The 6000-nt window shown below is 71.2% G+C and carries 8 protein-coding genes and 1 pseudogene; 8 read left to right on the top strand and 1 reads right to left on the bottom strand.

Annotated elements, in window-relative coordinates:
- The 8 genes and pseudogenes from GXW78_RS02705 to yihA all read left to right on the top strand — a co-directional run.
- A pseudogene (locus GXW78_RS02705) lies at positions 1-1062 on the top strand (AsmA-like C-terminal region-containing protein); the annotation flags it as partial.
- Between the two features lie 43 nt (positions 1063-1105).
- Positions 1106-1813: an ATP12 family chaperone protein gene (locus GXW78_RS02700; protein ID WP_211865821.1), complete on the top strand. Its 708-nt coding sequence runs from the start codon at positions 1106-1108 to the stop codon at positions 1811-1813.
- Positions 1810-2085 (top strand): acylphosphatase, encoded by a 276-nt coding sequence (locus GXW78_RS02695; protein ID WP_211865819.1) that lies wholly within the window; start codon positions 1810-1812, stop codon positions 2083-2085. The genes GXW78_RS02700 and GXW78_RS02695 overlap by 4 nt, the downstream gene beginning before the upstream one ends.
- A gap of 177 nt (positions 2086-2262) precedes the next feature.
- Positions 2263-2397, top strand: coding sequence for a 50S ribosomal protein L34 (gene rpmH, locus GXW78_RS02690; RefSeq protein ID WP_211865817.1), 135 nt, complete (start codon positions 2263-2265; stop codon positions 2395-2397).
- 23 nt (positions 2398-2420) lie between these two features.
- Positions 2421-2795, top strand: coding sequence for a ribonuclease P protein component (gene rnpA / locus GXW78_RS02685; RefSeq protein WP_211865815.1), 375 nt, complete (start codon positions 2421-2423; stop codon positions 2793-2795).
- The gene (gene yidD / locus GXW78_RS02680; protein WP_408904162.1) at positions 2792-3025 is read left to right on the top strand and encodes a membrane protein insertion efficiency factor YidD; all 234 of its coding nucleotides are present in this window, start codon (positions 2792-2794) and stop codon (positions 3023-3025) included. The genes rnpA and yidD overlap by 4 nt, the downstream gene beginning before the upstream one ends.
- An 11-nt stretch (positions 3026-3036) precedes the next feature.
- Positions 3037-4821 carry a membrane protein insertase YidC gene (yidC, locus tag GXW78_RS02675; RefSeq protein WP_211865813.1) on the top strand — a complete coding sequence of 595 codons (1785 nt, stop codon included), beginning with the start codon at positions 3037-3039 and terminating at the stop codon, positions 4819-4821.
- Between the two features lie 100 nt (positions 4822-4921).
- Positions 4922-5578 carry a ribosome biogenesis GTP-binding protein YihA/YsxC gene (yihA, locus tag GXW78_RS02670; RefSeq protein ID WP_211865811.1) on the top strand — a complete coding sequence of 219 codons (657 nt, stop codon included), beginning with the start codon at positions 4922-4924 and terminating at the stop codon, positions 5576-5578.
- 89 nt (positions 5579-5667) lie between these two features.
- On the opposite strand, the gene GXW78_RS02665 is transcribed toward yihA, so the two are convergent.
- Complete coding sequence (locus tag GXW78_RS02665; protein ID WP_211865809.1) at positions 5668-5907, bottom strand: hypothetical protein; 240 nt, start codon at positions 5905-5907, stop codon at positions 5668-5670.
- Positions 5908-6000: the final 93 nt, after the last annotated feature.

Here is a 6000-nt window from a genome sequence, read left to right as displayed (position 1 = left end):
CCCCCCGCGCCCGCGGCGCCGCCCGCCACCGCGCCCGAGACCCCGGCGCCGACTGACACGGCGCGGCGCGTCATCCCCGACATCGCCCTGCCGCTCGATGGCCTGGCCGCGTGGCAGGGCCGCGTCGAGCTGCGCGCTGCCCTCGCCCGCATCGGCGGCGCCGACTGGCGCGACCTCCAGGCGACGATCGCCCAGGACGCCCAGGTGCTGCACGTCGCGCCCTTCGCCGTCACCACCCCCGGCGGCCCCTTGCGCGGCGAGGCGCGCATCGACCGCAACCCGAGCCCGCCGACCGTCGCGCTGGCGCTGCGCAGCGAAGGAAGCGGCATCGACCTCGCCGCGCTGCGCCACGCCCGCGGCGAGGATGTCGGCATCGAGGGGCACGCCCAGATCGCCGTCGACGCCACCGCCCGGGGCGCGACCACCCGCGCCCTCGCCGCCACTTTGACCGGCGAAGCCGGCCTCGCGCTGGTCGATGGCCGGATCGACCCGGCCGGATTGCGGCGGCTCGGGTCGGACCTGCTGGCGCTGCTGATGCCGGGCGCGCCGCGCGATGGGGTGGCGCTGCGCTGCCTTGCGCTGCGCGTCACGGCCGACGACGGCGTCGCCACCACCAGCGCCCTGCTTGCCGAGACCTCGGTCGGCCGCATCACCGGTCGGGCCGCGGTCAATCTGCGGAATGAGACGGTGGCCGCGCGGCTGCTGCCGGATGTGCAGATCTTCGGCGTCGCGGTGCGCGCGCCGGTCGGCATCGGCGGCACACTGGCCGCGCCACGCATCGGCGTCGATCCCGGCCGCGCCCTGGCGCAGGTGATCGGCGATACGGTGGCGAACCGGCTGTGGCGCGATCCGTCCGTGGAATGGCTGCGCGGGCAGCCCGGCGGCCAGCCGGCCGCGGATTGCGCGGAGCAGCTTCGCCTCGCCCGCATGGGCGCGGATGGTCCGGCCCCGCCGGCGGCGGCGGCCATGCCCGCGACACCGGCGGTGCCGGGCATCCCGCGGGAGCTCCAGGGGCCTGCCCAAGACATCCTGCGCGGCCTGTTCGGCGGGCGTCCGCGATAGCGGGCCGTGGCGACGCGCTGCACCTGCGCTACATAGCGCTCCGATGAAGCGTTTCTGGTCCCATGCCGTCGCCGTCCCACGGCCCGAGGGCGGTCATGCGGTGCTGCTGGATGGCAGGCCGCTGCGCCTGCCGGGCGGCGCTGCCCTTGCCACCGATCGCGCCGTGCTGGCCGAGGCCATCGCCGCCGAGTGGCAGGCCGCCGGCGGCGAGAAGGGCGGCGAGATGACGCTGGAGGCGGTGCCGCTGACGCGGCTGCTGGGCACCGCGCAGGACCGTATCGCCGCCGATCCGTCGGCGATGGTCGCGGGCCTCGCCAAGTATGCCGAGACGGACCTCCTCTGCTATCGCGCCGAGGATGCGCAGCTCGCCGCAGAGCAGGCGCGGGAATGGCAACCCCTTCTCGACTGGGCGGCCGAGACCCATGGGGCGGCGCTGACCGTCACCGCCGGCCTGATGCCTGTCGCGCAGCCCGCGGCGAGCGTCGACGCCCTGCGCGGCGCCGTCGCCGCCCATGCGAGCGATGAGCTGGCGGCGCTCGGCCTCGCCGTGCCGGCACTCGGCAGCCTGGTGCTGGCCCTTGCCCTCTCGGCGGGCCGGCTGGATGCGGCGGAGGCCCATCGCCTCGCGACGCTGGACGAGATCCTCCAGGAACAGCGCTGGGGCACGGATTGGGAGGCCGAGCAGCGCCGCGCCCGCGCCGCCGCAGATATCGGCCTCGCCGAGCGCTTCCTCGCCCTGGTGCGGGCATGAGGGCGCGCCGCGTCATCATCGCCGGCGCGGTCCAGGGCGTCGGCTACCGCGACTGGATGCTGGCGGAGGCGACGCGCCTCGGCGTGCATGGCTGGGTGCGCAACCGCCGCGACCGCACGGTAGAGGCCCTGGTGGCCGGCGAGGAAGCCGCGGTGCAGGCGCTGCTGTCCGCCTGCCGCCGCGGCCCGATCATGGCCCGCGTCACCGAGATCACCGAGGAATTCGCGGATCCGCCCGACGAGCCGGGATTCCGGCGGCTCCCCACGGCCTGATCGGCCCCCGGCGCCCCCGTTTCATCCTGGAATCGCTCCCTCCGCGGTTGACGGGCGGCAAGCCTGCTCCCTATACCTCCGCGCCTCGCCGGGGCGCCCCATGGAAGGGGACCGCCGGCGTGTCCTGCTGGCGGCGGTCCTCCCGTCCGCCGGCACCGAGTTTCAGGAGACTTCGTCGTGAAGCGTACCTATCAGCCCTCGAAGCTTGTCCGGAAGCGCCGGCACGGGTTCCGTGCGCGCCTCGCCACCGTGGGCGGCCGCAAGGTGCTTGCCAACCGCCGCGCCAAGGGCCGCAAGCGCCTGTCGGCCTGACCGGCCCCGCCGCGGAGCAACCCATGTCGGGCAGCGCCGACCCGGCCCCGCCCCAGACGGGTGCTCCCGCCGGCCGGATCAAGAAGCGCCGGGATTTCCTGCGCGCGGCCCAGCGCGGCAAGCGCGCGGCGCGGCCGGGCCTGGTGCTTCAGGCCCTGGCGACCGAGCCCGGCTCCCTGCGCCTCGGCTTCACCGTGACGAAGAAGGTCGGCAACGCCGTGGTGCGCAACCGCGCGCGGCGGCGAATGAAGGAGGCCGCGCGCCTGGCGCTGCCCGGCCTCGGCCTGTCCGGATGGGACCTCGTGCTGATCGGGCGCGACGCCACCGGCAAGCGGCCGTTCGGCCAGCTCATCGGCGACCTGCGCGGCGCCCTGAAGCAGACTGGAGTCCTGCCGTGAGCGCCGCCGGCATGGCGCTCAAGGGCTGCGTCCACGCCTATCGCTACACGTTGCGCGGCGTCATCGGCAGTAACTGCCGCTTCTATCCCACCTGCAGCGACTACGCCCTCGACGCGATATCCACGCATGGCGCCGCGCGCGGTGCCGTGATGAGCGCGAAGCGCATCCTGCGCTGCAATCCCTGGAACCCGGGCGGCTACGACCCCGTGCCCCTTCCGCCGAAAGGCTGAGATTTCTCCCGATGGACCAGAAGCGCCTCTTCGCCGCAATCGCGCTCTCGATCGGCATCATGCTGCTGTTCGACGTGTACAACCGCGCCAACCGGCCGCCCGCGCCCCTGCCGCCGACCCCGGCCGCGCAACAGCAGGCCGTTCCGGCCGTGCCGGCCCCGACCGCAGGCGTCCCCACGCCCGGCGTGACGGCGCCATCGCAGGGCGAGGCTGCGGCGACCACGCCGCGCGCCCCCGCCGCGCGCGTCCAGATCGAATCCCCTCGCGTTGCCGGCAGCATCAACCTGCGCGGCGCCCGCGTGGATGACCTGGTCTTCACGACCTACCGCGAGACCCTCGCCCCGAACTCCCCGCTCGTGCGCCTGTTCGACCAGCGCAACAGCGCCAACCCCTATTTCGCGCAATGGGGCTGGACGGCGGCGAGCCCGGGCGTCCGTGTGCCCGACAGCGAGACCGACTGGACCGCGACGGGCGGCCCGCTCGCCCCGAACCACCCGGTCACGCTGAGCTGGGACAACGGCCAGGGCCAAGTCTTCCAGATCGTCCTGTCCATCGACGACCAGTACATGATCACTGCCGACCAGCGCGTGCAGAACAACGGCGCCGAACCGGTCAGCGTGCTGCCCTGGACCCGCATCCGGCGCGAGCACACGCCGACCACCGCCGGCTTCTACATCCTGCACGAGGGGTTCACGGGCGTGCTCAATGGCCGCCTGCATGAAGTCACCTACAGCGGCGCCAAGTCCGAGGCCGAGCGCCGCGCCGGCGTGGCGCTCGAGCAGGAGACGACCGGCGGCTGGGCCGGCTTCACCGACAAGTACTGGCTCTCCGCCATCATGCCGGCGTCGCCCGACCAGACGCTGCGCGCGACCTACCGGGCCGCCAACGAGGGCGGCGGGACGGCCGGCGAACGCTGGCAGGTCGACATGGCGACGCCGCAGCCGCTCACCATCGCGCCGGGCGCCACCGGCCAGATGGAGACGCGCCTTTTCGCCGGCGCCAAGGAAGTGCACCTGCTGGACTCCTACATGGAGCGCCTGCGCATCGCCGACTTCGACAAGGCGATCGATTTCGGCTGGTTCTACTTCCTGGTGAAGCCGTTCTTCCTGGCGCTCGACTGGATCTTCCGCCTGACCGGGAACTTCGGCGTCGCCATCCTGATCTTCACCGTGCTGATCAAGGCCGCCTTCTTCCCGCTGGCGAACAAGGCCTACCACTCGATGGCGCGGATGAAGGCCCTCGCGCCCAAGATGACCGAGATCCGCGAGCGCTATAAGGACGACCCCCAGAAGGCGCAGCAGGAGATGATGGCGCTGTACCGGTCGGAGAAGGTGAATCCCGCCTCCGGCTGTCTGCCCATCCTCATCCAGATCCCGGTGTTCTTCGCACTGTACAAGGCGCTGTTCGTCACCATCGAGATGCGGCACCAGCCCTTCTTCGGCTGGATCCACGACCTGTCCGCGCCCGATCCGACGAACCTGTTCAACCTGTTCGGCCTGCTGCCCTTCGACCCGGCGGTCTGGAGCCACTGGCTGCACATGCCGGCCTGGGCGGTCATCATGGGCATCACCATGTGGGTCCAGCAGAAGCTGAATCCGGCGCCGCCCGACCCCATCCAGGCCAAGATCTTCCAGTGGATGCCGATCCTGTTCACCTTCATGCTGGCGTCGTTCCCGGCCGGTCTGATCATCTACTGGGCATGGAACAATACGCTGTCGGTGGCGCAGCAGTACTACATCATGCGGCACGACCGGGCGGCGGCGCGGATCGCGAAGACCGTCGGGAAGGCGAAGTGAAGGGCGGGGGAGTGAACTCCCCCGCACCCCCTCCTTTTTCTATCTGACACCAAGGGGCATCAGCGCGACAGGCACGGCCCATTCGGCGAGAGGAACAACAATGACTGGGCTTGCCGAAGCAAGGGACGATGCCGAGCGCGAGGCGCTGATCGAGGCAGGGCGGCTGCTGTTCGCACGGCCCTGCAACTTCTTCTACGCCGCGCAGAAGTCGGACCAGTTGCCGGAGCCCGGGCTGCCCGAGGTCGCCTTTTGCGGGCGGTCCAATGTGGGCAAGTCGTCACTGGTGAACGCGCTGACGGGGCAGAAGGCGCTGGCGCGCGTCTCTCAGATGCCAGGGCGCACGCGCCAGCTCAATTTCTTCAACCTGGCCGAGCGGCTCGTGCTCGTGGACCTGCCGGGCTACGGCTACGCCCGCGCGTCCAAGGACATGCAGCAGGACTGGCAGGGCGTGATGTTCGACTACCTGCGCGGTCGCCCGAACCTGATGCGCGTCATGCTGCTGCTCGACGCGCGGATCGAGACGAAATCGTCCGACCGCGCAGCGATGGAACTGATGAACGTCGCCGCGGTCGCCTTCCAGATCGTGCTGACGAAGTCGGACGACATCGGGCCGACCAAGCTCGCCGCGCGCATCAAGGAAGCCGAGGCGCTGGCCCGCAGCCACACGGCTGCGCACCCGCTCGTCCTGGTGACGAGCAGCAACACGGGTCAGGGAATTCCGGAGCTGCGGGCGGAGATCACGTCTCTCGCGGCCTGAACGCCTGCCGGGGACGTGCCGGCCTTCCGCAATCAGTTCAGACCGGGCAACCGTTCATAGCGAAGCCCGAACGGCTTTGGGACGGCGGATCAGGGGCAGTCGCAGCCGTCGGTCGGCCCGTTGTCCTCGCGGACGATATGATGGTCGATCCACTCGGCCACGAGCCGACGTGCCTCGTTCACCGACGCTTCCGGGTGATGGATGCGGTACAGCGCCGTGCACGCGCCGAAGGCGCTGAAGTCGGCCGAACCCTGCTCCCGCAGCTCGCGATAGGCAGTCACAACCGCCCGCTCGCAGCGCCGCGCGATGTGGCTGAAATCAGCGCCCATGACCAGGTACCTCAGCGTCAATTGAGAGTCATTCGCAATTGCAGATGAGAATCGTTCTCAAATGCTGCTACAGAGTAGCGTCAGCATCGTTGC

The organism is Neoroseomonas terrae, from assembly GCF_018129025.1.
In the GTDB taxonomy this organism is placed as follows: domain Bacteria; phylum Pseudomonadota; class Alphaproteobacteria; order Acetobacterales; family Acetobacteraceae; genus Neoroseomonas; species Neoroseomonas terrae.
The sequence above is the reverse complement of the archived record's forward strand: the minus strand, read 5'-3'. Positions and strand labels throughout refer to the sequence as shown.